The following is a 22911-nucleotide window of genomic DNA, read 5'->3' on the forward strand; positions in this document are numbered from 1 at the left end:
GCTCAGTGCCCGAACGGATCTGGATCGACGCCAGGCATCCAAGTCAGTCCAGGAACACCCCAGCCGTTCTTCTTGGCCTGCTTCAACGCCTTCTTGGAGTACCGGTCCACAAGGCGGTTGACATACAGTTTGCCGTCCAAGTGGTCGAACTCGTGTTGCAGGATTCTGGCGAACCACCCTGTCGCTTCGAAATCCAAGGGGTTGCCGTTGCCGTCAAAACCCTGAACCCGTGCCCATTCTGCGCGTTGCAACGGGTAGTACTCGCCCGGGAAGGACAAGCATCCTTCAACATGTTCGTCGGGATCCGGAAGTGCCCCCGAGACCTTGGAAAGTGTCAGCACCGGGTTGACCACCACGCCCTGCTCCGGCACGTCGTCATCGTTGGCGTACTTGTAGACAAAGAGTCGCTTACCCACGCCGATCTGAGGAGCGGCGAGTCCAACCCCGTTGGCGGCATCATTGGTTTCGAACATGTCCGCGATCAAGCCGCGGAGTTCATCATCGAAAACCTCCACCTCGCTTGCCCGGCGGTGCAACACAGGTTCGCCCCAGATAGTGACTGGCAGGACGGTCATCTCAGCATTTCCTTCGTTTAGCGCGGTAGTCCGGTGGCGGTCCGGCCGCGGCCTCGGACGTGGCCGTGTGACCCGCTCCGGGTTAAAAGCAAAGGCCGCACCGGATAACCGGTGCGGCCTTTGTGGAAACCGGCTCTGGAGCCAATCTCGGTGGGGTGAGCTACGGGGGTTGAACCCGCGACCTCCTGGACCACAACCAGGCGCTCTGCCAACTGAGCTAAGCCCACCATGCGCCTTATCGGGACTGAACCGTTTGACCGGCTTTCCTCCAAGGCAACGACAAATAGCTTACCTGCTGTTTTGGGGTGCAAAGTCCACTTTTGCCGTTTTTGGCGAAAAAACCTTGAAAAATGGTGCAGATCACACCCGTTCGCTGGATCCCAAGGTCTCAGCGGTGGCCATGATCTCCTTGGAAATGCGCTGTGCTGTGGCGGTGTCCGGTCCCGGCGTAGGAACGAAAACAGCCTGGCGGTAGTAACGCAGCTCGTCGATCGAGTCCTTGATGTCGCCCAATGCGCGGTGGCCGCCATGCTTGGCGGGGGACTGGAAGTACGCGCGGGGGAACCAGCGGCGTGAGAGCTCCTTGATGGTGCTGACATCGATCACGCGGTAGTGAAGATGTTCCACGATGTTGGGCATATCCCGGGCCAGGAACATCCGGTCAGTTCCCACGGAGTTGCCGCCCAAGGGTGCCTTGCGGGGATCCGGGACCCACTTTTCGATGTATTCGAGGACCTGCGCCTCGGCCTCGGCCATGGTCTTTCCCCGGGGAAGCTCATCCAGGAGCTTGGAGCGGGTGTGCATGTCCCGCACGAAGTCGTTCATTTGCTCCAGCGCGGCATCATCGGGCTTGATAACCACATCCACGCCTTCGCCCAGGATATTGAGTTCGGAATCTGTCACCAGCGCAGCGACCTCAATCAAGGCGTCGTTGATGAGGTCCAAGCCGGTCATTTCGCAGTCGATCCAGACGATGCGTTCATTAGTAATAGGCACTCGCCCAGCCTATCGCTCAGTGGCTTCCAAGTGCTCCGATGGTACGATTTTTGAGCGCGGCAGCGTCGTTTCGTCCTGTTGCCGAACGCCCCCATGACGCAGAACTTTGACCCGACCGCAGCGGGTGAACGATTGGATGACGACCACATGACGGTGCCAATACCCGCCGCCCAGTTGGCAGGGGCAGCAACGCCGTCAGCCGACGCTGTAGGCGGCGAGGTAGATAACGCACGTTCGCCTTTGATCGCCGGCTTCATTGGTTCCATGTTCATGGTGTTCGGCTCCTTGGGCGTTGGCTGGCTTGCCCCCGTTTCGGAACTGCGTAGGTTGCCGCTCTTTATCTGGATGCGCACCGAAGGTGTTGGCGTTGGTCTGTCGATTGTGCTGTTGGCCATCGGTGGCATGCTGCTTGTCCGCGCCTGGCTGCGATTGGGCCAGCGCGTCCGGGTGTGGGGATTGGAAGCCCGAAAGGCGACGCTGCAGGCCGTGGCGGCCTGGGGGCTGCCCATGATGTTCACTGTTCCGCTCTTCAGCAGGGACGTCTACGCCTACATCGGTCAAGGCCGGTTGATGGTGGAAGGCATAAACCCTTATGAGAACGGGATTTCAGCCCTGCCCAACTACTTCCAGCTTGGCGCCGACAAGATGTGGACCGAGGCGCCTGTTCCCTACGGCCAGTTGTTCCTGTGGATAGAGCAGTTCGTGGTGTGGGTGACCAACGTACAGCCCGAAGCAAGCATTATGCTTTTCCGCCTTGTTGCTGCGGCGGGCGTGGTCCTCTGCATCATCTACGTGCCCAAGCTTGCGGAGCTTCACGGAGTGAATCCGCACAGGGCACTGTGGCTGACAGCGGCCAACCCGCTCTTCCTCACCAACTTCATTGCCAGTGTTCACAACGATGCTTTGATGATCGGGCTGGCACTGGCTGGCCTGTACTACTGTGCTACCCGTCGCGTCATTCGAGGGCTGGTGCTTGTCACGCTCTCCATCTCCATCAAGCCGATCACCGTGGTGTTCCTGCCCTTTATCGGACTCCTGTGGGCGGGCAAGCATGCTTCGTGGCGGCGCAAATTCCTTTATTGGTTCCTCACGGCCGCGCTGAGCTTCGGTCTCCTCTACGCCTTGAGTCTGGTCAACGGTTTCGGATTCGGCTGGATCAACGGTCTGTCGGCTCCTGGCAGCGTGTGGATTTGGTACGCGCCTGTCGGTCTCATCGGTATGGTTGTTGCCCTGATCTTCAATGCCTTTGGCTTGGACGGCTGGGCTTTGGCGAAGTGGGTTTACGACGCGGGCAAGGTGCTGATGGTTGCGGCCGTGGCATGGCTGATTTTCCGAGGCGAGTACGATCGCCTGATGCGACGGCTTACCTTGGCTTTTGCTGTTATTGTCATGCTCGCCCCCATGATCCAGTCGTGGTACGTAGTGTGGCTGATACCGCTGTTTGCCGTGACGGGTATCCGCAACGACTGGCAGGTCAAAGCGCTCTATTTCATCGTGTCGTTCTTTATGGTTTACGCGATCTCGGACCAGTTGGACGTGTTCCCTTACCTTCAAAGCGAAGACCTGGGACTGGCCCTCATTCTGGCCCGTTACGGTGCGGCCCTCATTGCGCTCTTGTTCGCGGTCTATCTGATCTTCGTGGATCCGAAGACAAAGGGTTTGTTCCGGGTGAGGGATGAAGCCGGTCTGCGTCCCATCATCTGAGCAGTTCGTGGGTCGAGCCCTGCCGCTACCGGCTTAGCCGTCCGGCAACAGCCGCAGTGCTTCGCGGGTGGAGAGTGGACTCAGAGCACCCGCGTTATTGGAAACGAAAGCCCTGACCCAGGCGGGGTCGGTTTTGCTGTACTCCCGTAGCGCCCATCCGATGGCCTTGCGAATGAAGAACTCGTTGTCGGAGAAGTTCGAGGAGATGACCGCTGCCAGGAGGTCGGTGTCAGTTTTCGCTTTGGCTCCAAGTTGGGCAGTGATAGCGGCCCGCCGGACCCATATGTCGCCGTCTGTGGACCACTGACGAAGGACCGGAGTCAGGGTGGCTGGATGGGCGAGCAGGAGTCCGCCGATCCGATGCGCGACTCCATCGACGAGATCCCACCAAGCGCCGGTACGAATGATCTCTTCGTAAATGGGCAACATCTGCAGGTCGTCCTTGACCATTTGCAGGCCCGTCAGATCGATGGCTGCGTACCGCTCTTCCCGGACCCCAGCTTCGCGCCAGAGCTCAAGAACGGCTTTTCGCAGATCATCCGGAGACGCCACAGGGTACTGCTTCGCCGCTTCTTTCACGATCTTGCGTACCTCGGGAACCCGGACACCCAAAGAAGGCATCTCCGATTTCATATACGCCTGGGCACCAATTCCCCGCTCGGAGTCGGCCGAAGATCGGAGGGTAGACCGGATTGCGTGCACCAGGACATTGTTGGTCATGCCACAACTCTAGAGCGGGTATTGCCGCCCGCAGGGTCCAAGGGTGGCCAGGGACTGTGGGCCTCGCTCCCGCTGTGGGGCCGCCGTAGAGTGGGGAGATGTCAATGCTGAAATCACCGGACCAAATCTCGATGATGCGCGAGGCCGGTCGCGTGGTGGCCAACGCCCTGTCCGCGGTGCGGGAGCGAGCTGATGTGGGCGTTTCACTGAAGGAGCTCGACGACGTCGCAGCATCCGTGATTTACGACGCCGGCGCAAAGCCTGCGTTCCTCGACTACCACCCACGCTGGGCGGCCGTGCCATTCCCTGGGGTGATCTGTACCAGCGTCAACGATGCCGTGGTCCACGGGATCCCGAATGGATACGTACTTGAGGACGGCGATCTGCTCAGCGTTGACTGTGGCGCCTTCCTGGAAGGTTGGTGCGGTGATTCGGCCGTCAGCTTCGTCGTCGGGACCGGCGACCCGGAGGATCAGGAGCTGGTGGCAGCTACAGAGGCAGCACTGGCGCGCGGCATCGAGGCAGCGCGGGTAGGCAGCAAGATGGGCGACCTTGCCTATGCAATCGGCGGTGAGGCCAAACGCGCAGGCTTCGGGCTGTTAGCTGATCATGGCGGGCATGGCATCGGCCGGACAATGCACGCCGAGCCTCCCGTCCCCAACCTCGGGCGGCCTGGCAGGGGCATGAAGCTCGAAGAGGGCCTGGTCATTGCCATTGAGCCCATGTTGATCCTGGGTGGCAAGGACGACTACTACCATGACGAGGATCAGTGGACTCTTCGTTCAGCAAACGGCCGACGCGCCGCCCATAGCGAACACACTGTGGCCATCACGGCTGAAGGGCCGGTCATCCTGACGCTGCCTTGATGACGGTTCCGGTTACTGAACCGCATTATTGTTTGCGGAGCCCCACAACTGGCCGGCCTGGAACAGGTTCGGACACTTTTCCGGCAAGGGCGAACCACCGGCACCAGCACCGGGACGGTTCGCCCTTGGTTCCGAACAATTCCTCAACGGCCGCCCAGGTAGCAGGAGCCGTTTCGATCCTCGAAGGAGCATGGTCGTGTGGAATGGGCCCAGAAGAGGCCCGGCATGCAGGGCTGGTCCCGCTGGCCTCCGGGTCTTGGTGCGCCGATCAAACGCCGGCACCCACCAGTTCCCCCGTTGTGGTGTTGACCAGTAGGGGGCCGGTGCCGTCAGGGTTCTCTACGGTGCTTGAGATGGACTCGTCTTCGGGAGGATCTATCTCCTGGCCTTCGGAGTCCCACTCATTGTTGCGGTCAGGGGTCCCAGGCGCTTCCACAGCAGGTGCGGAGTCAGCAGGGGCTGAGGTGCCATTCATTCGGGTGAAGTTGGCGGAGCCCCACATGAGGTCATGCCCTACTGATTCGGCGTCGATTTCGGCCACATGGTAGACGCGGCCCTCATGTTCCCATTGCCGCAGCCGTAGCCTCCCAATGACGAGCACCCGTTGTCCCTTTTTGATGCTGCATCCAACGTGCCCGGCGAGGAAGCGGAATGACTGAACGGTGTACCAGTTGGTGTTTCCGTCCACCCAGGTGCTGGTAGCGCGATCGTAGCGGCGCTCCGTGGTTCCAAGGCGGAATGATGCGGTGGCAGTGCCCCGCGTAGTAGTGGAACTCTTGACCTCCGAGGCCACGAAGCCCCGGACGCTGATCATGTCATTCATTGGTGGTCCTTCTCGGTGTAGGGAGTGCCTGTCCGGCGCTTTCAGCTTCATCCAGGAAAGACCGGGAGGGGAGGTCTGTAATGGCCTATGTGAATAACCTTGGCTGTACAGCCGTTGTGGAGGAGTAGAAGCTGTAGCGTGGTGGTGGCAAGCTGTGAGGCGATCGCACTGTAAACTCTTTGTGGCGCCAGCGGCCCACGGTGGTCAGGGCGCCAGTGCGCCCCAGTAGCTCAGGGGATAGAGCAGCGGCCTTCTAATCCGCCGGTCGGGGGTTCGATTCCCTCCTGGGGCACATATAAGGGGTCTTGGCCTGCATAAACGCAGGTCAGGACCTCTTCTCCGTTAAGTCTGCCGCGAATTGCCACGGGCCTTGCAGGCTGCACTCTGTGTGAAATGCACTGCTGCGTGGATGGCACAATGGCTACGTGATGAGCAGGCAAACGGCACAGACAAAAAGCAGGGCAGCAGACGCATGGAAAGTCCGCGTCGCAGGACTGACGCTGATAATCGCTGCCGCGTTGACGATGACGGCCTGCACGCCACCGGCCACGTCATCCGCCGATCAGCCCGTGCAGCCTTCCACCCGCCCTGAAGCCTCCACCAACCCGGAAAACTCCGCCAGCCCACAGGCCACAGCCACGGTTGATCCCGCTGTTGCGGCAACCACCTCCGCCGTGGAGTCCACCCTGAAAACCCTGGTGGCCGGCAATCCCAAGCCGGACCGGGAGGCGCTAAGGACTGCCTTGGTTTCAGCGGGCATCCCTGCAGACAATGTGGAGGTGTCTGTGAGCCGCACGCCCACCGGATTGGACGTTGACGCCATGGAGGCCGCAGCCCGGACGGGCGATAGTTGCATCATGGGGCAAATCCGCGATGGTGGGGTAGTGGTCACCGTGCTGCCCGTGTTGGCCACGGGAAAATGCTTCGTGGGAGACGCCCGCTAGTTCCACCGCAGCGCTCGAATGTGAGTTAAGTACGCCTACCCATTAGATTTAAGGGCATGGCGGAATTCATTTACACGATGACCAAGGCTCGCAAGGCCGTTGGCGACAAACTTATTCTGGACGATGTCAGCATGTCGTTCTACCCTGGCGCGAAGATCGGCGTTGTGGGCCCGAACGGTGCTGGTAAGTCCACCATCCTGAAGATCATGGCCGGACTGGACACCCCGTCAAACGGCGAGGCCCGCCTGAGCCCCGGCTACACCGTGGGCATCCTCCTGCAGGAACCGCCGCTGAACGAGGAAAAGACCGTCCTGGGCAACGTCCAGGAAGGCGTTGGCGAGATCTATGGAAAGATCCAGCGCTTCAATGAGATCTCCGAAGAAATGGCCAACCCGGATGCCGACTACGACACACTCCTGGATGAGATGGGCAAGCTTCAGGAAGCCATTGACGCTGCGGATGCATGGGATATTGATTCCCAGCTTGAGCAGGCCATGGACGCGCTGCGCTGCCCGCCTGCCGATTCCGATGTCACCGTCCTCTCCGGTGGTGAGCGCCGCCGCGTAGCGCTCTGCAAGCTTCTCTTGCAGAAGCCTGACCTTCTGCTCCTTGACGAGCCCACCAACCACTTGGATGCTGAGAGCGTTCTTTGGCTGGAGCAGCACCTCTCCCAGTACCCCGGCGCAGTCCTTGCCGTGACCCACGATCGCTACTTCCTGGATCACGTGGCCGAGTGGATTGCGGAAGTCGACCGCGGGCACCTGTACCCATACGAGGGCAACTACTCCACCTACTTGGAGAAGAAGAAAGCCCGTCTGGAGGTCCAGGGCAAGAAGGACGCGAAGCTCTCCAAGCGCCTTACCGAAGAACTTGAGTGGGTGCGCTCCAACGCCAAGGGCCGCCAGACCAAGTCAAAGGCACGTCTGGCCCGCTATGAAGAGATGGCGGCAGAGGCTGATCGCACCCGCAAGCTGGACTTCGAAGAGATCCAGATTCCGCCGGGACCGCGCCTGGGCTCCTTGGTTATCGAGGCCAAGAACCTGAAGAAGGGCTTCGACGATCGCGTACTGATCGATGGACTCTCCTTCTCGCTTCCCCGTAACGGCATTGTGGGCGTCATCGGCCCCAACGGTGTGGGTAAGTCCACGCTGTTCAAGACGATCGTCGGCATGGAGCCTTTGGATGACGGTGAGCTCAAGATCGGCGAGTCCGTGAAGATCTCCTACGTGGACCAGTCCCGTGGCGGCATCGACCCCAACAAGTCCCTCTGGGAAGTTGTCTCCGAAGGCCATGACTTCCTCCAGGTCGGTCAGGTTGAAATGCCTTCGCGTGCCTACGTGTCGGCGTTCGGTTTCAAGGGCCCGGACCAGCAGAAGAAGGCTGGTGTGCTCTCCGGTGGTGAGCGCAACCGCCTTAACCTGGCACTGACGCTCAAGCAGGGTGGCAACCTTCTCCTCCTTGACGAACCTACCAACGACCTCGACGTCGAAACTCTGGGCAGCCTTGAGAACGCCCTTCTCGAATTCCCCGGCTGCGCTGTAGTGGTCTCGCACGACCGTTGGTTCCTGGACCGGGTAGCGACGCACATCCTCGCCTACGAAGGTGACGACGAGAACCCCTCCAAGTGGTACTGGTTCGAGGGCAACTTCGACTCCTATGAGGAGAACAAGGTGGAGCGCCTCGGCCCCGATGCTGCCAAGCCGCACCGCGTCACGCACCGCCGCCTGACCCGCGACTAGAATCTCATCGCCTCAGGCACGAACGTAGAAAGGCCGGTCCCGTCAGGGACCGGCCTTTCTGTTCCAACGCGTCCCGGGCAGGAGGCTCTTCAGCGCCTACGGAACCCGGACCATTCCCTCTTGGGCAACGGTAGCCACATGCTGTCCGTCACGGTTGAAGATACGGCCTGTGGCGAGTCCCCGGGCACCTTGGGCGCTGGGGGATTCCTGGACGTAGAGCATCCACTCGTCAACGCGCACAGGGCGGTGCCACCACATGGCGTGATCAAGGCTGGCAACGCTCATGCCCGGCGTCATCCAGGCGAGGCCGTGCTTGCGGAGGATCGGCTCCAAAAGCGTGTAGTCGCTCGCGTAGGCCAGTGCTGCCCGGTGGAGGTTGGGGTCATCCGGGAGGGGCCCCATGGTCTTCATCCACACAGCGTTGGTCGCCACGTGATCGGCCGGCGGGGATACGTACAGTGCGGGGTCGATGTGCCGGACATCGAAGGGCCGCTCCGATGACATGTGGCGTGCCATGGGGTGATCGTAGTGGGATAAAAGTTCGGCGGTGCTGGGCAGGGAATCCGGATCCGGGATGCCTTCGGGCATCTCCGCTTGATGGTCCAAGCCGCTGTCTTCCACTTGGAAGGAAGCGATCATGGAGAGAATGGGCACACCGTCCTGGTAGGCATGGACGCGGCGGGCCGAGAAAGATCGGCCGTCGCGCAGTCTTTCCACCCCGAACGTGATCGGTTTGTTGGCGTCACCGGGACGCAGGAAGTAGCCATGCATGGAGTGCGCAGCCCTGTCAGGGTCCACGGTGAGGATGCCGGCCATCATGGATTGCGCCAACACTTGGCCCCCAAAAACACGGTGCCGTGGCTGCTTTTGGGACGGGCCCAGGAAGATGTCCTCATTGGTCCGGGCTCCATCAAAATCACCAAGGTCCAGCAGGCCGATCAGCACTTCCATGGGGTCTTCTACGGGTGCTTCCACCTCGAGGCCAGCATTCGTCTCAGTCATGGTTCGACTTTAGACGCCGCCCCGACCCCTCTCAACCGCGGACATGCCGGTAGAGTCGATGATGTGACAGACGTCTTGACCCAGTCCTTCCGCTTCGCCGATCCCCGTGACCTCGCAGACCTGCGAACGTTCGTCACCAGGGCAAAAAGCATCGACGACGGCGCCATCCGCCTCCAGGCCGCAGGCACCGTCCTGGCCGCATATGTGTGCGTGCTGAGGCCACGCATATTGGGTGAGTCCACCCCAACAATCCTTGGCTTGCGGACCATGGCCCTTGCTGAGCCGGCCCACGCAGACGTCACCGTGACGCTCGCCTCCGTTATGGACCGGTTGGCCAGGTCCGGTGCCGATGACGTGGAGCTGCCCATCCCGCCGTCGACCGTTTCCGAGTCCTGGGCGGGCGTTGGCGCGCCCCGAAGCGGCTGGGAGGCCCATGGCGCCATGCCCGACGCCGACCTCAAGGTGGCAGCCGAAGCCGGCATTGCGGAGGTGGCTGGCGTGATTCCCACAGCAGCGGGTGCCGCAGTGGTCAATAGCGCACGGGCAGCTGTTTGGGGTCGTGAACTTCCCGGCGCGGCCGGGCTGCCGGCAGGCGCCGCCTTCGCTGCCTTCGCGTTGGGTTTCCTGGGCGACGCTGAGCAGAAAGTCTTCCGCAATGGCCGCTGGTTCCGTCTGAGCGGACCCCGCGGCCATGTGCTGGTCAGGACCGGTGCAGGCCTGGGGCTCGGCTTCTAAAGACTAGGCGCCGGCTGAAGGACTGTTGATCATGGTCAGCGCAGCCCGCTCCATGTAGTCCCACAGGGTGCCTTCATGCAGCGGCGACAACTCCAAAGAGTCAACGGCCTTGCGCATGTGGAACAACCAACGGTCTTTGGCTTCGGGTGTCACCCGGAACGGCATGTGGCGCATGCGCAGCCGTGGGTGGCCGCGTTCTTCGCCGTAGGTTGTGGGTCCGCCCCAGTATTGCTCCAGGAACATCAGGAAACGGCGTTTGGCAGGTCCGAGGTCTTCCTCCGGGTACATGGGCCGGAGCAAAGGATCCGTGGCAACGCCGTCGTAGAAGACGTCGATGAGCTTGACGAACGTCTCGTGACCGCCAACTGCGGCGTAGAAGCTGTCCGTGTAAGCAGGTTGGCTGAACGGATCGTTCTGCATCAGCTGGCGTCGGGGGCCGGTCTGCGGAGTCGATGGCTGCCCACCTGCAGTGTTACTCATTGGACTTCTCCTCGGCTTTGGTGACGCGCGGTGCGCCTGCTGTGACGGTGGCAGCTGCTGCGCCGGGTTGGTCGCCGGTGTCCGGTGTTTCCAGTGGCACGTAGTCGCCCTGTGATCGGTTGCCCACGCGGAGGATTTCGCCGTTGCGCAGGTACCAGATGGCTCCGTCCTCAGCACGGACCCGCGTAATGCGCAGGCCTACCGATTCAACGGTACCAATCACTTCACTGGTGACGATGACATCGCCGATCCCGTACTGATCCTCAATGGTGATGAAGATTCCGGCGAGGAAGTCGCGGATCAGCTGCTGGGCACCGAAACCAATGGCGACACCCAGGATTCCCACGCTGGTCAAGAGTGGTGCGACATCAACGTTCATGTACTTGAGGACGTAGATGATGACGATCACCACAACAACCACGCTCACCAAGCTGGTCAACAACGTGCCAATGGTTTCGGCGCGTTGCGATCGGCGTTCGTGGTCCAGTGCGCGGATGGCCGGTTGGACCCACTTGAAATGCGGTTTTTTGAAGAAGGAACTGCCAGCGGACACTCGTCGCGTGATGCGCAGGATGATGAACCGTGCCACGACCCACACAGCCAGGCCCACGCCCAAGGTGATGAGGATGGACATCAGATCGATTTTTTCAGGTTCCAAGGTGATGGTTTCTGCAAGGGGGATGGAGGTCAAGGTGGAATAACTCCCTGTCGTCGGCCCGTGTTCGCCGGGCGCGGAACACTCTGTCCACCTACAACCCTAGCGCCGTAGCGTGACGGTATGCGCATCCTGGTCTTGGGCGGCACCGCCTTCCTGTCAGCAGAAATCGCCCGGCAGGCTGTTGCTGCCGGGCACGACGTCACCTGTTTGGCACGTGGTACTTCGGCTGGACCGCCCGACGGCGTCACGTGGGTCAGGAGCGACCGCGCCTTGGGTGCCGCAGCCTTCGCCGACCTCGAGGGACACTGGGACTCGGTGGTAGAGGTGTCCCGCGATCCGGTCCAGGCCCGTGAGGCCCTCGAAGCGTTGAGTGCAGGAACAGGGCATTGGACGTTCGTCTCCAGCTGCTCGGTCTATGCAGACCATTCCATACCTGGTGCCGATGAGAGCGCTACACTGCTCGAACCCCTGCCGGCGGGTCAGGCAGGCACCCCGGAAACTTATGGGGAGTCCAAGTCGGCGATTGAGCAGATGACGATTGCTGCCGTGGGGGAGAAGGCGCACATCGTCCGTGCCGGACTCATTGGGGGACCAGGGGACGGGACTGACAGATACGGCTACTGGCCGGCTCGATTCGCTGCGAACACTGACCCTGTCCTGGTCCCGGATATCCCGGACGCCGCCACACAGATCATTGATGTCCGGGACCTCGCGGCGTGGGTTCTACAGTCCGCTGAACAAGGGCTGGCCGGTACCTACAACGCCCTGGGAAACGTGGTGCGGTTCGAGGACTACATCGACGAGTCGCGGCGGGCTGGTGAAACCGCAGTGGGTGATCGTGCCGCTGAGGAGGTCATCCGGGCTGATGAGGACTGGCTGGTGGGCCATGGCGTGGAGTACTGGGCAGGTCCGGATTCCATGCCCCTCTGGCTGCCGGAAGGCCACGATGGCTTTCAATCGCGGACCAACCGCGCCGCACGGGAGCGTGGCATGGCCCTGCGCCCGTGGCAGGAGACCTTGGCAGCCACGCTTGATGATGAACGTCAGCGAGGCTTGGACAGGGATCGTAAAGCCGGGCTGCGCCGTGACTCTGAGCAGAGGCTCGTGGCACTGTGGCGCCGTGAACAGCGTTAGGCGGCGGCCGTCGTCGTGAGCGGTTCGTGGAGAACCGGGAAGTTGACGCTGCGGGCAATGAAGCAAACCTGGTTGGCTTCATGATGAAGCTGCGGGACCACGTCTGCGTGGGCGGGATCGGTAATGGTGACGTGCGGCCTCAACGTGACACTTTCGAACTGCCCGCTGCCGTCCCGGTTGAGCTTCATGAGGCCTTCGGCTTTGTCCTCGTAACCGGTCACCACCACACCGTGTTTGACGGCCACATGCAGGAAGGACAGCATGTGGCACTGGGAGAGTGCTGCGAGTAGCAACTGTTCCGGGTTGTAGCGGGTCCGGTCCCCATGGAAAGTGGGATCTGCTGAACCTTTTAGCGTCGGAAGGCCATTGATTTCAACGTCGTGATCCCGGGAATACGCCCGATACCCGGCAGTGCCTTCACCGAGGTTTCCGGTCCAGCGGACAGTCAGTGCGTAATGGTGTTCGTGGAGGCCCATGCGGACAGTTTAGCTTTGGGGTGCCCACTATCCGCACGGGCCTCACACGGGGCGGGGCTTAGACGTCCGCTGCCCTTGCCCGCAGGGCCCGGGCCACGCTGTCACGGTTTTCCAGCATCATCCGGCGCAGTGCTGCGCTCTCCTCGGGAAGTCCGGCCAGGAAGGCATCGGTGCGGTCCACCGTAGCTTGTGTTGTGAGCTGTGCCGGGTAGAGACCCACCACGATCTGCTGTGCCAAGGCATGGGTGCGTTCCTCGACGATTCCAGGCACTGCCTCAAAATACTTCTCCGCGAAAGGCTCCAGCAAGGCGGTGTCCGTCACGCGCATGAAGCCGGCCACCGCTGAGGCTTGCAGGGCGTTGGAGAGGTTCCCCTTGACCACGATTGAATCCCAGGCTGCTGCCTTTGCCTCCGGCGTGGGTATGGCCGCCTTGGCCAGTGCTGCCGCGTTGTGGCCGTTGGAAGTGTTGTCGCGGGAGAGTTCTTCGTCTATGCGGGCCTGATCCTTCCGTCCGCCGGCCACCAGCGCCGTGAGGAGCTCCCACCGCATGTCCTGGTCGATAGAGAGGCCCTCGAGTGTCTCCGTGCCATCCAAGAGGGCCTGAATACGGTCAAACTGCCCGCCACTGCGTGCCAGCTGGGCGAATGACTTGGCGAACTGCAGTTGGGCGTCCGAGCCCGCCGCCGCGGACGAAGCGAGGTCCCACAGTTTGTATGCGGCCGCAATCGTCGAGGCAAGCTTGTGTTCTGCCGCAACGAAGTACGTCAAGGTGGTGGCGAGCTGGCGCAGCTGGACCAGGATCACCGAGGAGTCCGTTTCCGAGGCGATGTTCGCCAGGATCAGATCAACATAGCCGCGGGCGGGGGTTTCCCCGTCACGGGCTGCATCCCATGCCGAGCCCCACACCAGAGTGCGCGGCAGGCTGGCTGCGAAGTCTTTCAGATGGGCTTTGGCGGTGGCGAGGGAGTGTTCGTCCAAGCGGACCTTGGCGTAGGCGAGGTCGTCGTCGTTGAGCAGGATCAAGTCCGGCCGGGCTTTGCCCACCAACGCGGGTACTTCTGTGCGGGGGCCGTCGACGTCGAGTTCCTCGCGATGCGTCCGCTCCAGCTTGCCGTCGTCGGAGAGTGAGTAGAAGCCGACGGCGAGTCGGTGCGGGCGGAGGGTGGGCTGTTCCTCGATGGCAGTCTGGAGGATCGCGAAGCCGGTGATGGTGCTGTCACCGGCAACTTCCAGCTCGGGCGCCAGGGTGTTCACGCCGGCAGTTTCGAGCCACAGCTTGCCCCATGCGTCCAGGTCCCTGCCGCTGGCGGCTTCGAGTTCCACCATGAGGTCGGCGAGCTCGGTGCTCTTCCAGGCATGCTTGGCGAAGTAGGTGCGCACGCCGGCCATGAACTGTTCCGGACCCACCCAGGCCACCAACTGCCGCAACACCGAGGCGCCCTTGGCGTAGGTGATGCCGTCGAAGTTCACCTCCACGTCTTCAAGGTTGTTGATTTCGGCGAAGATCGGGTGAGTCGTGGGAAGCTGGTCCTGCTTGTAGGCCCACGACTTCTCCACGGAGGCGAAAGTGGTCCAGGCCCGGTCGAATTCCGTGTTTTCCACGGCGGCCAGGTGCGACATGTATTCGGCGAAGGATTCGTTGAGCCAGAGGTCGTTCCACCAGCGCATGGTCACCAGGTCCCCGAACCACATATGCGCCAGTTCATGCAGGACCGTGATGGCGCGACGTTCAATCTGGGCGCCGGTGACTTTTCCGCGGAAGACGTAGCCTTCCAGGATGGTCACGGCACCGGCATTTTCCATGGCTCCGGCGTTGAATTCCGGGACGAACAGCTGGTCGTATTTCTCGAACGGGTACGGGAACCCGAACTGTGCCTCGAAGAATTCGAAGCCTTGGCGGGTCAGCTCGAAGATGTTGTCCGCATCGAGGTACTGCATGAGCGACTTGCGGGCAAAGACTCCCAACGGAATCACCCGGCCGTCGGAGCTGGTGACCTCGGAGCGAACTGATTGGTACGGCCCGGCGATCAAAGCTGTGACGTATGAGGACAGGCGCGGGGTGGAGGCGAAGTTCCACACGGACCGTGCGGTGCCATCGCCGGCAGCAGGAGCTTCAACGGGAACCGGGGTGGGGGAGTTGGAGATCACGTCCCAGTGCGATGGCGCAGTGACCGTGAACGTGAAGCTGGCTTTCAGGTCCGGCTGCTCGAAGACGGCGAACATGCGGCGGGAGTCGGGAACTTCGAACTGCGTATACAGGTAAACCTCGCCATCCACGGGGTCTACAAAGCGGTGCAGGCCTTCGCCGGTGTTCATGTACGGGGCATCCGCCACCACCACTAGTTCGTTGTTCGCGGCCAGGTCAGGGAGCTGGATGCGGACGCCGTCGGAGACCTCAGCCGGGTCCAGTTCCGTCCCGTTCAAAGTCACACTGTGGACTGCCGCCGTGATGGCGTCGATGAACGTCGACGAACCCTGCTCTGCAGAAAACCTAACCACCGTAGTGGAGCCGAAGGTCTCTGAACCTTGAGTCAGGTCCAGGGTGACGTGATAAGACTCGACGTTGAGCAGTTCGGCGCGTTTGGCAGCTTCGTCGCGCGTGAGGTTCAGGCCTGGCAAGTGGTGCCTCCGAAGATTTGGGATGGCCGGCCTGTCGTGGCCGGACGCTGGTGTGAAGCCATTCTTTCACTCCGCGCCGGGAAGGCAAGGAGCGGGCACCACAGTGTCGCCCTACGGAGTAGCGTTGGACTATGGCATCGTTCCGGGAAACTCTGGATTTCCGCGCACTGAGGTTTGCGGTTGCCTTTCCGCTGCTTCTTGCCGTCGGGTTTGTGGTGTGCGCCCAGATGTTGCGCAACGAGCTCCCCAATCCTGTTGCGGTGATGTGGAACGCCGACGGCGGCAGTTCTTTCGCGCCGTTCGGCGCCTATGTGGCTGGCGGCGCTGCCCTCATCATTTTCTGCGGATGGGCAGTCTTTCTTCAAGCAGTGTCAATAACCAGGCCTGTAGTCATGCGGCGCTTCATGATGGGCCTGGGCCTGACGGTAAGCCTCTTCATCACCACCGTGGTGGCGGCCGGACTAGTGGGCCAATCAGGTCTGCCGGACGCGCGCGAGTCCCATGTGGACCCCATTGTGCTGGCCATGGGCAGCGGCGCCGCCGTGGCTTTGGGCGTGGTGATGATGTTCGCGTTCAAGCCGGACCCGCGGTGGACCCGGGAGGATGACGTGGCGCTCGAAGAAGAGCTGCGGCTTCTTGAAGATCCCGATCTTGCCCGCGATACGCTCCGGCTGTGGGTGCATGCCAGGAGTTCCGTCTTCATCATGATCGTTGTCTCGGCATTGTTCCCCGCTGCACTGATAGCGGTGGCTGTCCCATGGCTTGGGGCCCTGGTTGCGGCGGCCGCGTTGGTGGGCGCAGGGTTCCTGTTCGCGAGGGTGCGGGCTGATCGTGGAGGGCTCCAGGTATTCGCCGGCGGGATCGTACGCGTCTTGACCGTACCCGCCGTCGACATCGCCGCAGCCGCCCCCGCGGAGGTCAAGGCCGCAGATTATGGCGGGTGGGGCTGGCGGCACCACGATGATGCCACCGCGATGCTGATCGGCAGCGGCCCGGCCGTCGTCGTAAGGAAACTTAACGGTGGCCGGGTGGCGCTGAGCGCCGGCACGCAGGCCTCCGCGGACAAACTTGCGGGAGTCTTGAACCGGGCGGCGCATCGTGCCCGGGGCGACGGGCCGCCCCTATAACCCCGGTAGCGGTACCCTAGGTAGCGCATCCCTCATCGTCGGGCCCGGCCGCACGCCGCACCCGCGCGCCAGAAAGAATGGACTTCCTGTGACTACACCCCGCGTCCACATTGCTACAGACCACGCCGGCATGGAACTCAGTGCCCACTTGGTCAGCCACCTCACGGCCAAGGGCTACGAAGTGGTGGATCACGGGCCCAAGGAGTACGACGCCCTGGATGACTACCCTTCTTTCTGCATCAATGCCGGCCTTGCCGTTGTTGCAGACCAGAAGGCCGGAGTGCACGCCCTTGGCATTGTGCTGGGCGGCTCGGGCAATGGCGAGCAAATTGCTGCGAATAAGGTCAACGGCGTCCGCGCTGCCCTGGCCTGGAACCTCTCCACTGCAAAGCTGGCCCGCGAACACAACGACGCCAACGTCGTAGCTGTTGGCGGACGCCAGCACACCGTCGAAGAAGCCACCGAGCTCATTGAGGCCTTCCTGCAGGAGCCCTTCAGCAACGACGAACGCCACGTTCGCCGCATCGGAAAAATCGCGGTGTACGAAACCACCGGCGAGATCGTCGAGTAGTGCCTGAGGGGCATTCGGTCCACAGGCTGGCCCGCCAATTCCAGGACGTCTTTGGGGGCCGGCGTCTGGAAGTTTCCAGCCCGCAAGGCAGGTTCACGGCGGGCGCGGAGCTCCTCACCGGGCACATCCTGGTTGACTCCACTGCCCACGGAAAGCAGCTCTTTCTCAGGTTTGACCACGATCTCTTCCTCCACGTCCACCTGGGTCTTTACGGGGCGTGGAGTTTCGGCGGCGACAGTACCTTCACGGGTGCGTCCAGCATCGGCGCCCCGCGGCGCATCGGTGAACGGGAAAGCGCCTCTGTGGCGGATGACGATGCGTACGACGGCCCGCCCCCGCCGGTAGGCGCAGTGCGCGTCCGCCTGGTCTCTGACCACGGTTGGGCCGATCTCCGGGGCGCCACCACGTGTGCAGCCATCACCGCTGCTGAGGCTGCGGCCGTGCTGGCGCGCCTGGGCCCGGATCCGCTGCATAACCGGCCCGGAGACCGTGATGAGTTCATTCGACGCCTGCGTCGGCGTAAGACGGCAGTCGCGCTGCTGATGATGGACCAGTCGGTGCTGGCCGGGGTGGGGAACATCTACCGGGCCGAAGTCTTGTTCCGGCAGGCTGTGGACCCGTGGACGCCGGGAAGCGGCATTGATGCCGAAACGGCTGGTCGGCTCTGGGATGACACCGTGGTCACCATGTCGGACGGCGTCCGTGATGGACGGATTGTTACGACGCCGTCCACGCTGTGGACCGGCGGTGGCGTGATGGCGCCCGACGCCGACGCCCACTTTGTCTATAAGCGCCAGGGCCTGCCCTGCCGCGCCTGCGGGACGCTGGTGGGGGTAACTGAAATTGGCGCCCGCAAACTCTACTGGTGTCCCGGCTGCCAGGTTTAGGAAAGTTCCTGGTCAACAAAAAAGGGCCCCGATCCGTGGATCGGGGCCCTTTTGTATGGAGGGGACGACGGGAATCGAACCCGCGTAATCAGTTTGGAAGACTGAGGCTTTACCATTAAGCTACGTCCCCAGGACGGATATCCTTGTTTTGGACATCTTCCCGGTGGCTGTTCAAGCCGGGTACAACTAAACCTAATTCCGGCCGCAGTGTCAAATGTGCATTCTTGGCCCGCTTGCCCGTAGACTGTCCTGTGCCTTCGGGGTGTAGCTCAGCTTGGCTAGAGCACCTGCTTTGGGAGCAGGAAGTCGCAGGTTCAAATCCTGTCACCCCGACTCTGTGTTTGTGTCTGTTCAGGGGCACAACAGAAACCCATACCCACGAAATCAGGAGTACTTAGACTGTGAAGAGCGCTGTCGAGAACCTCACCGCAACGCGGGTCAAGCTCAACGTTGAGGTTCCCTATGAGGAACTTAAGCCGAGCATCGATGCCGCGTACAAGACCGTTGCTTCGCAGATCCAGGTTCCCGGATTCCGCAAGGGCAAAGTTCCCTCCAAGCTGATCGACCAGCGCGTTGGCCGCGGCTACGTTCTGGAGACCGCCATCAACGATGGCCTCAATGGCTGGTACCAGGCCGCGGTCCAGGAAACCGGTGTTCGGCCCCTGAGCCGTCCCGAAGTTGAAATCACCGAGGTTCCGGATCCGTCCGCAACCGATGGCGAGCTCAAGTTCCAGGTAGAGATCGATGTCCGCCCCGAGATCGAGCTGCCGGACTACGCCGGCATCAAGGTTGAGGTTGCTGCTGCGGAGTCTTCCGAAGCTGATGTCGACAAGGCGCTGGACGAACTTCGCGGCCGCTTCGGCACGCTGAAGTCCGTTGAGCGTCCTGCCAAGAACGACGACTTCCTGACCATCGACATCACCGCCACAATTGACGGCGAAGACATCGATTCCGCTTCCGGCCTTTCGTACCAGGTTGGTGCCGGCACCATGCTCGAAGGCCTTGACGAAGCCGTGACCGGCCTGTCGGCCGACGAGGAAGCAATCTTCGAGACCACGCTGGTTGGCGGCGACCACGCCGGCGAGGCCGCTCAGGTGAAGGTTGTTGTCAAGGCCGTCAAGGAGCGCGAGCTCCCCGAGGCAAACGACGACTTTGCGCAGCTTGCCTCCGAGTTCGACACCCTCGCTGAACTTCGTGAGGACCTCGCCAAGCAGGCTGCTGATTCCAAGGTAGTGGAGCAGGGCGTTGAAGCTCGCGACAAGGTTCTTGACAAGCTCGTTGAGCTGGTTGAGGTTCCTGTTCCCGACTCCGTGGTTGAAGAGCAGATCGAGGCTCACTTCAACCCGGAAAACGCACACGGCGAAGGTGACCATGACACCGAGGAGCACCGCGCCGAAGTCAAGGCCAACACCGAGCGCGCCTTCCAGAACGAGATCATCCTCGACGCCATCGCGGACAAGGAAGAAGTGGACGTCAGCCAGAATGAGCTGATCGACTACATCGTCACCACCGCAAGCCAGTACGGCATGGACCCCAACCAGTTCGCCCAGATCATCGATCAAAGCGGCCAGGTTCCCATGATGGTTTCCGAGGTCCGCCGTCGCAAGGCCCTGGCAGTTGTGCTGGGCCAGGCAGAGGTAGTGGACTCCGAAGGCAACAAGGTTGACCTCACCGACTTCGTCCGCCCTGCAGGCGAAGCAGCAGCCGAAGAGGACGCAGCAGTTGAAGCAACCGAAGAAGCTGAGGTTTCCGCAAGCGATGACCCCGCAGCAGTGAAGTTCTAGTCAACGACTCCTACCGGCCCCGGATCACATGATCCGGGGCCGGTTTGCTTTAAGGCTGAACAGCGGTCCTGATCGCCGACGTGCGCCGTCAGCGAACAGTGCGATTTCAGCGAACAAATCGCCCGTGAAAACGGTTAGTGTCCAAGTAGTGAAGTTCAGTGAGGTCACTGGCACCAGCGAGAGGTAAGTACTTATGTCACAGCAATCAGAGGCTCCCCGGATGGCAACTGTCGATCCCGCAGCCCAGGACAACTACATCTACAACCGCCTGCTGAAAGAGCGCATCATCTGGCTCGGCTCTGAAGTCCGTGACGAGAATGCCAATGCCATCTGCTCTCAGCTCCTCCTCCTCTCGGCTGAAGACCCTGAGAAGGACATCTACCTGTACATCAACTCCCCGGGTGGTTCCGTGACCGCCGGCATGGCGATCTACGACACCATGCAGTTCATCCCGAACGACGTCGTCACCGTGGCAACGGGTCTGGCCGCCTCCATGGGCCAGTTCCTCCTGTCCTCCGGAACCAAGGGCAAGCGTTACGCGACGCCCAATGCCCGCATCCTGATGCACCAGCCCTCGGGTGGCATCGGCGGTACCGCCTCGGACATCAAGATCCAGGCAGAACTGATCTTGCACATGAAGAAGGTCATGGCTGAGCTCACGGCAGAACAGACCGGGCAGTCCGTGGAGACCATCCTCAAGGACAACGACCGCGACAAGTGGTTCACCGCGACTGAGGCATTGGAGTACGGCTTCTTCGACAAGATCTCGGCGCATGCCGGTTCTGTTGCCGGTGGCGGCGGAACGGCCAACCAGTCGAACTCCGAAAACTAACCGGCACAAGAACCACTGAAACCCCAGGAGTAAAGAACATGAACTACAACTTCGGATGGTCTGCCGGTAATCTCCCGTCCAGCCGTTACGTCCTGCCCCAGTTCGAGGAGCGCACGCCTTACGGCTTCAAGCGCCAGGACCCGTACACCAAGCTGTTCGAGGACCGCATCATCTTCCTCGGTGTACAGGTGGACGACGCTTCCGCTGACGACATCATGGCCCAGCTGCTGGTCCTTGAGTCGACTGATCCGGACCGCGACATCACCCTGTACATCAACTCGCCGGGTGGCTCCTTCACGGCAATGACGGCCATCTACGACACCATGCAGTACATTCGTCCGGAGATCCAGACGGTGTGCTTGGGTCAGGCAGCCAGCGCGGCCGCAGTCCTCCTTGCCGCCGGCACGCCCGGTAAGCGTCTGGCACTGCCGAACGCCCGCGTTTTGATCCACCAGCCGGCGCTTTCCGGCGGTCAAGGTGGACAGGCGTCCGACCTCGAGATCCAGGCGGCGGAAGTCATGCGCATGCGCACCTGGCTTGAAGATACATTGGCACACCACTCGGGCCGTACGTCCGAACAGGTCAACAATGACATCGAGCGAGACAAGATTCTTACCGCTGCGGATGCCCTGAACTACGGTCTCATTGACCAGGTTCTGGACTCCCGGAAGATCAAGCCCCAGGCAATCACCCGGTAGCACACGGATTTGGACGCCGGTGCGGTTCACGAAATATGGACCGCACCGGCGTTCTGTTTCCACCCAAGCAGCCCATTGTGACCTAGAGTGGATCTTGTCACGGTGGTGCCAGCCGCGGCGCAGCCGCACACTTGAGTACGGCGCGGAGCCGCATCACCCGCATGCAACGAAGGGATTCACACATGGCTCGGATTGGCGAGAGCACGGATCTGCTGAAGTGTTCTTTCTGCGGAAAGAGCCAAAAGCAGGTACGGAAGCTGATTGCCGGGCCCGGTGTATACATCTGCGATGAGTGCATCGAGCTTTGCAACGAGATCATCGAGGAAGAGCTCGCGGAAGTTTCCGATCTCGGCAGTTTTGAACTGCCCAAACCTCGTGAGATCTTCGACTTCCTGCAGGAATATGTGATCGGCCAAGAGCCGGCCAAGCGTTCCCTTGCGGTAGCTGTCTATAACCATTACAAGCGCATTCAGGCCGGTCACGCTCCCAAGGCCGGCAGCCTCGGTGAGGGATCCCATCACGAGGATGTGGAGATCGCCAAGTCCAACATCCTTCTGATCGGCCCTACAGGCTGCGGAAAGACCTACCTCGCCCAGACTCTCGCCCGTCGGCTCAACGTGCCGTTCGCCGTGGCCGACGCCACTGCCCTGACGGAAGCAGGCTATGTTGGCGAGGACGTAGAGAACATCCTCCTCAAGCTCATCCAAGCCGCTGACTATGATGTCAAGAAGGCCGAGCAAGGCATCATCTACATCGACGAGATCGACAAAATCTCCCGTAAGAGCGAGAACCCGTCCATCACCCGCGATGTATCCGGCGAAGGCGTGCAGCAGGCTCTGCTCAAGATCCTTGAAGGCACTGTGGCCTCTGTTCCACCCCAGGGTGGAAGGAAGCACCCGCATCAGGAATTCATTCAGATCGATACCACCAATGTCCTGTTCATTGTGGCCGGAGCCTTCGCGGGACTGGAAGACATCATTGGTTCGCGTTCCGGCCGCAAAGGCATCGGATTCGGTGCGCCGCTCAACGAAGCCCGGGACAACGTGGATACTTACGGCGAAGTTATGCCTGAGGACTTGCTCAAGTTCGGGTTGATTCCGGAATTCATCGGCAGGCTCCCGGTCATCACTACGGTCTCCAGCCTGGACCGGCCGGCATTGATTCAGATCCTGTCCACGCCAAAGAACGCCTTGGTGAAGCAATACCAGAAGATGTTCCAACTTGATGGCGTGGAGTTGCAGTTTGACGACGACGCCCTGGATGCCATAGCGGACCAGGCTCTTGAACGTGGCACGGGCGCACGTGGCCTGCGGGCCATCATGGAAGATGTATTGCTCCCCGTCATGTTCGATCTTCCCAGCAGAGACGACATCGCAACCGTGGTGATCACGGCCGACGTCGTTGCCAAGACAGCACAGCCCACCATGATTGCCCACGACGTAGTGGCAAAGCGGCGGAATAAGTCCGCCTAGACTGCCGTTGGAAAAAGGGAGCGGCTTGGTTGCGAGCTGCCTTTAAAGCCACGTTTCCACTCTTCCGA

The 22911-nt window shown here is 61.4% G+C and carries 22 protein-coding genes and 4 tRNA genes; 15 read left to right on the top strand and 11 right to left on the bottom strand.

The window, feature by feature from the left end; all coding sequences use genetic code 11:
- Positions 1–2: 2 nt before the first annotated feature.
- The 3 genes from def to orn form a co-directional block, all read right to left on the bottom strand.
- Positions 3–575, bottom strand: a complete 573-nt coding sequence (def, locus tag EU811_RS14035; RefSeq protein ID WP_142938979.1) for a peptide deformylase — start codon at positions 573–575, stop codon at positions 3–5.
- Between the two features lie 151 nt (positions 576–726).
- Positions 727–802 (bottom strand) — tRNA-His (locus EU811_RS14040).
- A gap of 133 nt (positions 803–935) precedes the next feature.
- The gene (orn, locus tag EU811_RS14045) at positions 936–1571 is read right to left on the bottom strand and encodes an oligoribonuclease (RefSeq protein ID WP_142938980.1); all 636 of its coding nucleotides are present in this window, start codon (positions 1569–1571) and stop codon (positions 936–938) included.
- Between the two features lie 147 nt (positions 1572–1718).
- Here orn and mptB point away from each other — a divergent pair, with 147 nt between their 5' ends.
- Positions 1719–3275 (top strand): polyprenol phosphomannose-dependent alpha 1,6 mannosyltransferase MptB, encoded by a 1557-nt coding sequence (mptB, locus tag EU811_RS14050; protein WP_187697197.1) that lies wholly within the window; start codon positions 1719–1721, stop codon positions 3273–3275.
- A 33-nt stretch (positions 3276–3308) separates the two neighbouring features.
- On the opposite strand, the gene EU811_RS14055 is transcribed toward mptB, so the two are convergent.
- On the bottom strand, positions 3309–3995 hold the full coding sequence (locus EU811_RS14055; RefSeq protein ID WP_142938981.1) for a DNA alkylation repair protein: 687 nt from the start codon (positions 3993–3995) through the stop codon (positions 3309–3311).
- A 98-nt stretch (positions 3996–4093) separates the two neighbouring features.
- Between EU811_RS14055 and map the strand changes: the two genes are divergently transcribed.
- Positions 4094–4861, top strand: a complete 768-nt coding sequence (map, locus tag EU811_RS14060; protein ID WP_142938982.1) for a type I methionyl aminopeptidase — start codon at positions 4094–4096, stop codon at positions 4859–4861.
- A gap of 268 nt (positions 4862–5129) precedes the next feature.
- Here the strand turns inward: map and EU811_RS14070 are convergent, their stop codons facing one another.
- The gene (locus tag EU811_RS14070; RefSeq protein ID WP_142938983.1) at positions 5130–5684 is read right to left on the bottom strand and encodes a single-stranded DNA-binding protein; all 555 of its coding nucleotides are present in this window, start codon (positions 5682–5684) and stop codon (positions 5130–5132) included.
- A 219-nt stretch (positions 5685–5903) separates the two neighbouring features.
- On the opposite strand from EU811_RS14070, the gene EU811_RS14075 reads away from it, so the two are divergent.
- The 3 genes from EU811_RS14075 to ettA all read left to right on the top strand — a co-directional run bounded on the left by EU811_RS14075 (position 5904) and on the right by ettA (position 8367).
- Positions 5904–5976: transfer RNA gene (locus EU811_RS14075), tRNA-Arg, on the top strand.
- A 136-nt stretch (positions 5977–6112) separates the two neighbouring features.
- A complete protein-coding gene (locus EU811_RS24235; RefSeq protein ID WP_238703414.1) occupies positions 6113–6628 on the top strand; it encodes a DUF6993 domain-containing protein in 516 nt (171 codons plus the stop codon).
- A 56-nt stretch (positions 6629–6684) separates the two neighbouring features.
- Entirely contained in the window at positions 6685–8367 is a 1683-nt protein-coding gene (ettA, locus tag EU811_RS14085) for an energy-dependent translational throttle protein EttA (RefSeq protein WP_142938984.1), read from the top strand.
- A 96-nt stretch (positions 8368–8463) separates the two neighbouring features.
- On the opposite strand, the gene EU811_RS14090 is transcribed toward ettA, so the two are convergent.
- Complete coding sequence (locus EU811_RS14090) at positions 8464–9369, bottom strand: acyl-CoA thioesterase (protein WP_142938985.1); 906 nt, start codon at positions 9367–9369, stop codon at positions 8464–8466.
- 63 nt (positions 9370–9432) lie between these two features.
- On the opposite strand from EU811_RS14090, the gene EU811_RS14095 reads away from it, so the two are divergent.
- A complete protein-coding gene (locus EU811_RS14095) occupies positions 9433–10104 on the top strand; it encodes a hypothetical protein (protein ID WP_142938986.1) in 672 nt (223 codons plus the stop codon).
- 3 nt (positions 10105–10107) lie between these two features.
- Here EU811_RS14095 and EU811_RS14100 read toward each other — a convergent pair whose 3' ends face one another.
- Positions 10108–10584, bottom strand: a complete 477-nt coding sequence (locus EU811_RS14100; RefSeq protein WP_142938987.1) for a globin — start codon at positions 10582–10584, stop codon at positions 10108–10110.
- Positions 10577–11275: a mechanosensitive ion channel family protein gene (locus EU811_RS14105; RefSeq protein WP_142938988.1), complete on the bottom strand. Its 699-nt coding sequence runs from the start codon at positions 11273–11275 to the stop codon at positions 10577–10579. The genes EU811_RS14100 and EU811_RS14105 overlap by 8 nt, the downstream gene beginning before the upstream one ends.
- Positions 11276–11362: 87 nt before the next feature.
- Here EU811_RS14105 and EU811_RS14110 point away from each other — a divergent pair, with 87 nt between their 5' ends.
- Positions 11363–12376, top strand: coding sequence for an NAD-dependent epimerase/dehydratase family protein (locus EU811_RS14110; RefSeq protein ID WP_142938989.1), 1014 nt, complete (start codon positions 11363–11365; stop codon positions 12374–12376).
- On the opposite strand, the gene EU811_RS14115 is transcribed toward EU811_RS14110, so the two are convergent.
- The gene (locus EU811_RS14115) at positions 12373–12852 is read right to left on the bottom strand and encodes an OsmC family protein (RefSeq protein ID WP_142938990.1); all 480 of its coding nucleotides are present in this window, start codon (positions 12850–12852) and stop codon (positions 12373–12375) included. The two genes, EU811_RS14110 and EU811_RS14115, sit on opposite strands and share 4 nt — an antisense overlap.
- 58 nt (positions 12853–12910) lie before the next feature.
- Positions 12911–15472 (bottom strand): aminopeptidase N, encoded by a 2562-nt coding sequence (pepN, locus tag EU811_RS14120; RefSeq protein ID WP_142938991.1) that lies wholly within the window; start codon positions 15470–15472, stop codon positions 12911–12913.
- Between the two features lie 131 nt (positions 15473–15603).
- Between pepN and EU811_RS14125 the strand changes: the two genes are divergently transcribed.
- The 3 genes from EU811_RS14125 (at position 15604) to EU811_RS14135 (ending at position 18057) form a co-directional block, all read left to right on the top strand.
- On the top strand, positions 15604–16599 hold the full coding sequence (locus EU811_RS14125; protein ID WP_142938992.1) for a hypothetical protein: 996 nt from the start codon (positions 15604–15606) through the stop codon (positions 16597–16599).
- An 88-nt stretch (positions 16600–16687) separates the two neighbouring features.
- A complete protein-coding gene (locus EU811_RS14130; protein WP_011775062.1) occupies positions 16688–17170 on the top strand; it encodes a ribose-5-phosphate isomerase in 483 nt (160 codons plus the stop codon).
- Positions 17170–18057: an Fpg/Nei family DNA glycosylase gene (locus EU811_RS14135; protein ID WP_142938993.1), complete on the top strand. Its 888-nt coding sequence runs from the start codon at positions 17170–17172 to the stop codon at positions 18055–18057. Before EU811_RS14130 ends, EU811_RS14135 begins: the two co-directional genes overlap by 1 nt.
- Before the next feature lie 56 nt (positions 18058–18113).
- Here the strand turns inward: EU811_RS14135 and EU811_RS14140 are convergent.
- Positions 18114–18187, bottom strand: a tRNA-Gly gene (locus EU811_RS14140).
- Between the two features lie 128 nt (positions 18188–18315).
- Here EU811_RS14140 and EU811_RS14145 point away from each other — a divergent pair.
- The 5 genes from EU811_RS14145 (at position 18316) to clpX (ending at position 22843) form a co-directional block, all read left to right on the top strand.
- Positions 18316–18390 (top strand) — tRNA-Pro (locus EU811_RS14145).
- 68 nt (positions 18391–18458) lie between these two features.
- Positions 18459–19841, top strand: a complete 1383-nt coding sequence (gene tig / locus EU811_RS14150) for a trigger factor (protein ID WP_142938994.1) — start codon at positions 18459–18461, stop codon at positions 19839–19841.
- A gap of 220 nt (positions 19842–20061) precedes the next feature.
- Positions 20062–20673 (top strand): ATP-dependent Clp protease proteolytic subunit, encoded by a 612-nt coding sequence (locus EU811_RS14155; protein ID WP_014922040.1) that lies wholly within the window; start codon positions 20062–20064, stop codon positions 20671–20673.
- A 38-nt stretch (positions 20674–20711) separates the two neighbouring features.
- Positions 20712–21371: an ATP-dependent Clp protease proteolytic subunit gene (locus EU811_RS14160; protein ID WP_142938995.1), complete on the top strand. Its 660-nt coding sequence runs from the start codon at positions 20712–20714 to the stop codon at positions 21369–21371.
- A gap of 182 nt (positions 21372–21553) precedes the next feature.
- Positions 21554–22843, top strand: a complete 1290-nt coding sequence (clpX, locus tag EU811_RS14165) for an ATP-dependent Clp protease ATP-binding subunit ClpX (RefSeq protein WP_024816917.1) — start codon at positions 21554–21556, stop codon at positions 22841–22843.
- Positions 22844–22911: the final 68 nt, after the last annotated feature.

The organism is Arthrobacter sp. TS-15, assembly GCF_006964045.1.
Lineage (GTDB): Bacteria > Actinomycetota > Actinomycetes > Actinomycetales > Micrococcaceae > Arthrobacter.

Excerpts from the sequence above, each read along its gene's own strand:
- EU811_RS14115 (WP_142938990.1), bottom strand. The coding sequence starts at position 12,852 with ATGGGCCTCCACGAACACCATTACGCACTGACTGTCCGCTGGACCGGA.
- EU811_RS14070 (WP_142938983.1), bottom strand. The coding sequence starts at position 5,684 with ATGAATGACATGATCAGCGTCCGGGGCTTCGTGGCCTCGGAGGTCAAG.
- map (WP_142938982.1), top strand. The coding sequence starts at position 4,094 with ATGTCAATGCTGAAATCACCGGACCAAATCTCGATGATGCGCGAGGCC.
- EU811_RS24235 (WP_238703414.1), top strand. The coding sequence starts at position 6,113 with ATGAGCAGGCAAACGGCACAGACAAAAAGCAGGGCAGCAGACGCATGG.
- def (WP_142938979.1), bottom strand. The coding sequence starts at position 575 with ATGACCGTCCTGCCAGTCACTATCTGGGGCGAACCTGTGTTGCACCGC.
- EU811_RS14100 (WP_142938987.1), bottom strand. The coding sequence starts at position 10,584 with ATGAGTAACACTGCAGGTGGGCAGCCATCGACTCCGCAGACCGGCCCC.
- EU811_RS14110 (WP_142938989.1), top strand. The coding sequence starts at position 11,363 with ATGCGCATCCTGGTCTTGGGCGGCACCGCCTTCCTGTCAGCAGAAATC.
- ettA (WP_142938984.1), top strand. The coding sequence starts at position 6,685 with ATGGCGGAATTCATTTACACGATGACCAAGGCTCGCAAGGCCGTTGGC.
- EU811_RS14090 (WP_142938985.1), bottom strand. The coding sequence starts at position 9,369 with ATGACTGAGACGAATGCTGGCCTCGAGGTGGAAGCACCCGTAGAAGAC.
- EU811_RS14125 (WP_142938992.1), top strand. The coding sequence starts at position 15,604 with ATGGCATCGTTCCGGGAAACTCTGGATTTCCGCGCACTGAGGTTTGCG.
- EU811_RS14160 (WP_142938995.1), top strand. The coding sequence starts at position 20,712 with ATGAACTACAACTTCGGATGGTCTGCCGGTAATCTCCCGTCCAGCCGT.
- mptB (WP_187697197.1), top strand. The coding sequence starts at position 1,719 with ATGACGGTGCCAATACCCGCCGCCCAGTTGGCAGGGGCAGCAACGCCG.
- clpX (WP_024816917.1), top strand. The coding sequence starts at position 21,554 with ATGGCTCGGATTGGCGAGAGCACGGATCTGCTGAAGTGTTCTTTCTGC.
- EU811_RS14155 (WP_014922040.1), top strand. The coding sequence starts at position 20,062 with ATGGCAACTGTCGATCCCGCAGCCCAGGACAACTACATCTACAACCGC.
- EU811_RS14055 (WP_142938981.1), bottom strand. The coding sequence starts at position 3,995 with ATGACCAACAATGTCCTGGTGCACGCAATCCGGTCTACCCTCCGATCT.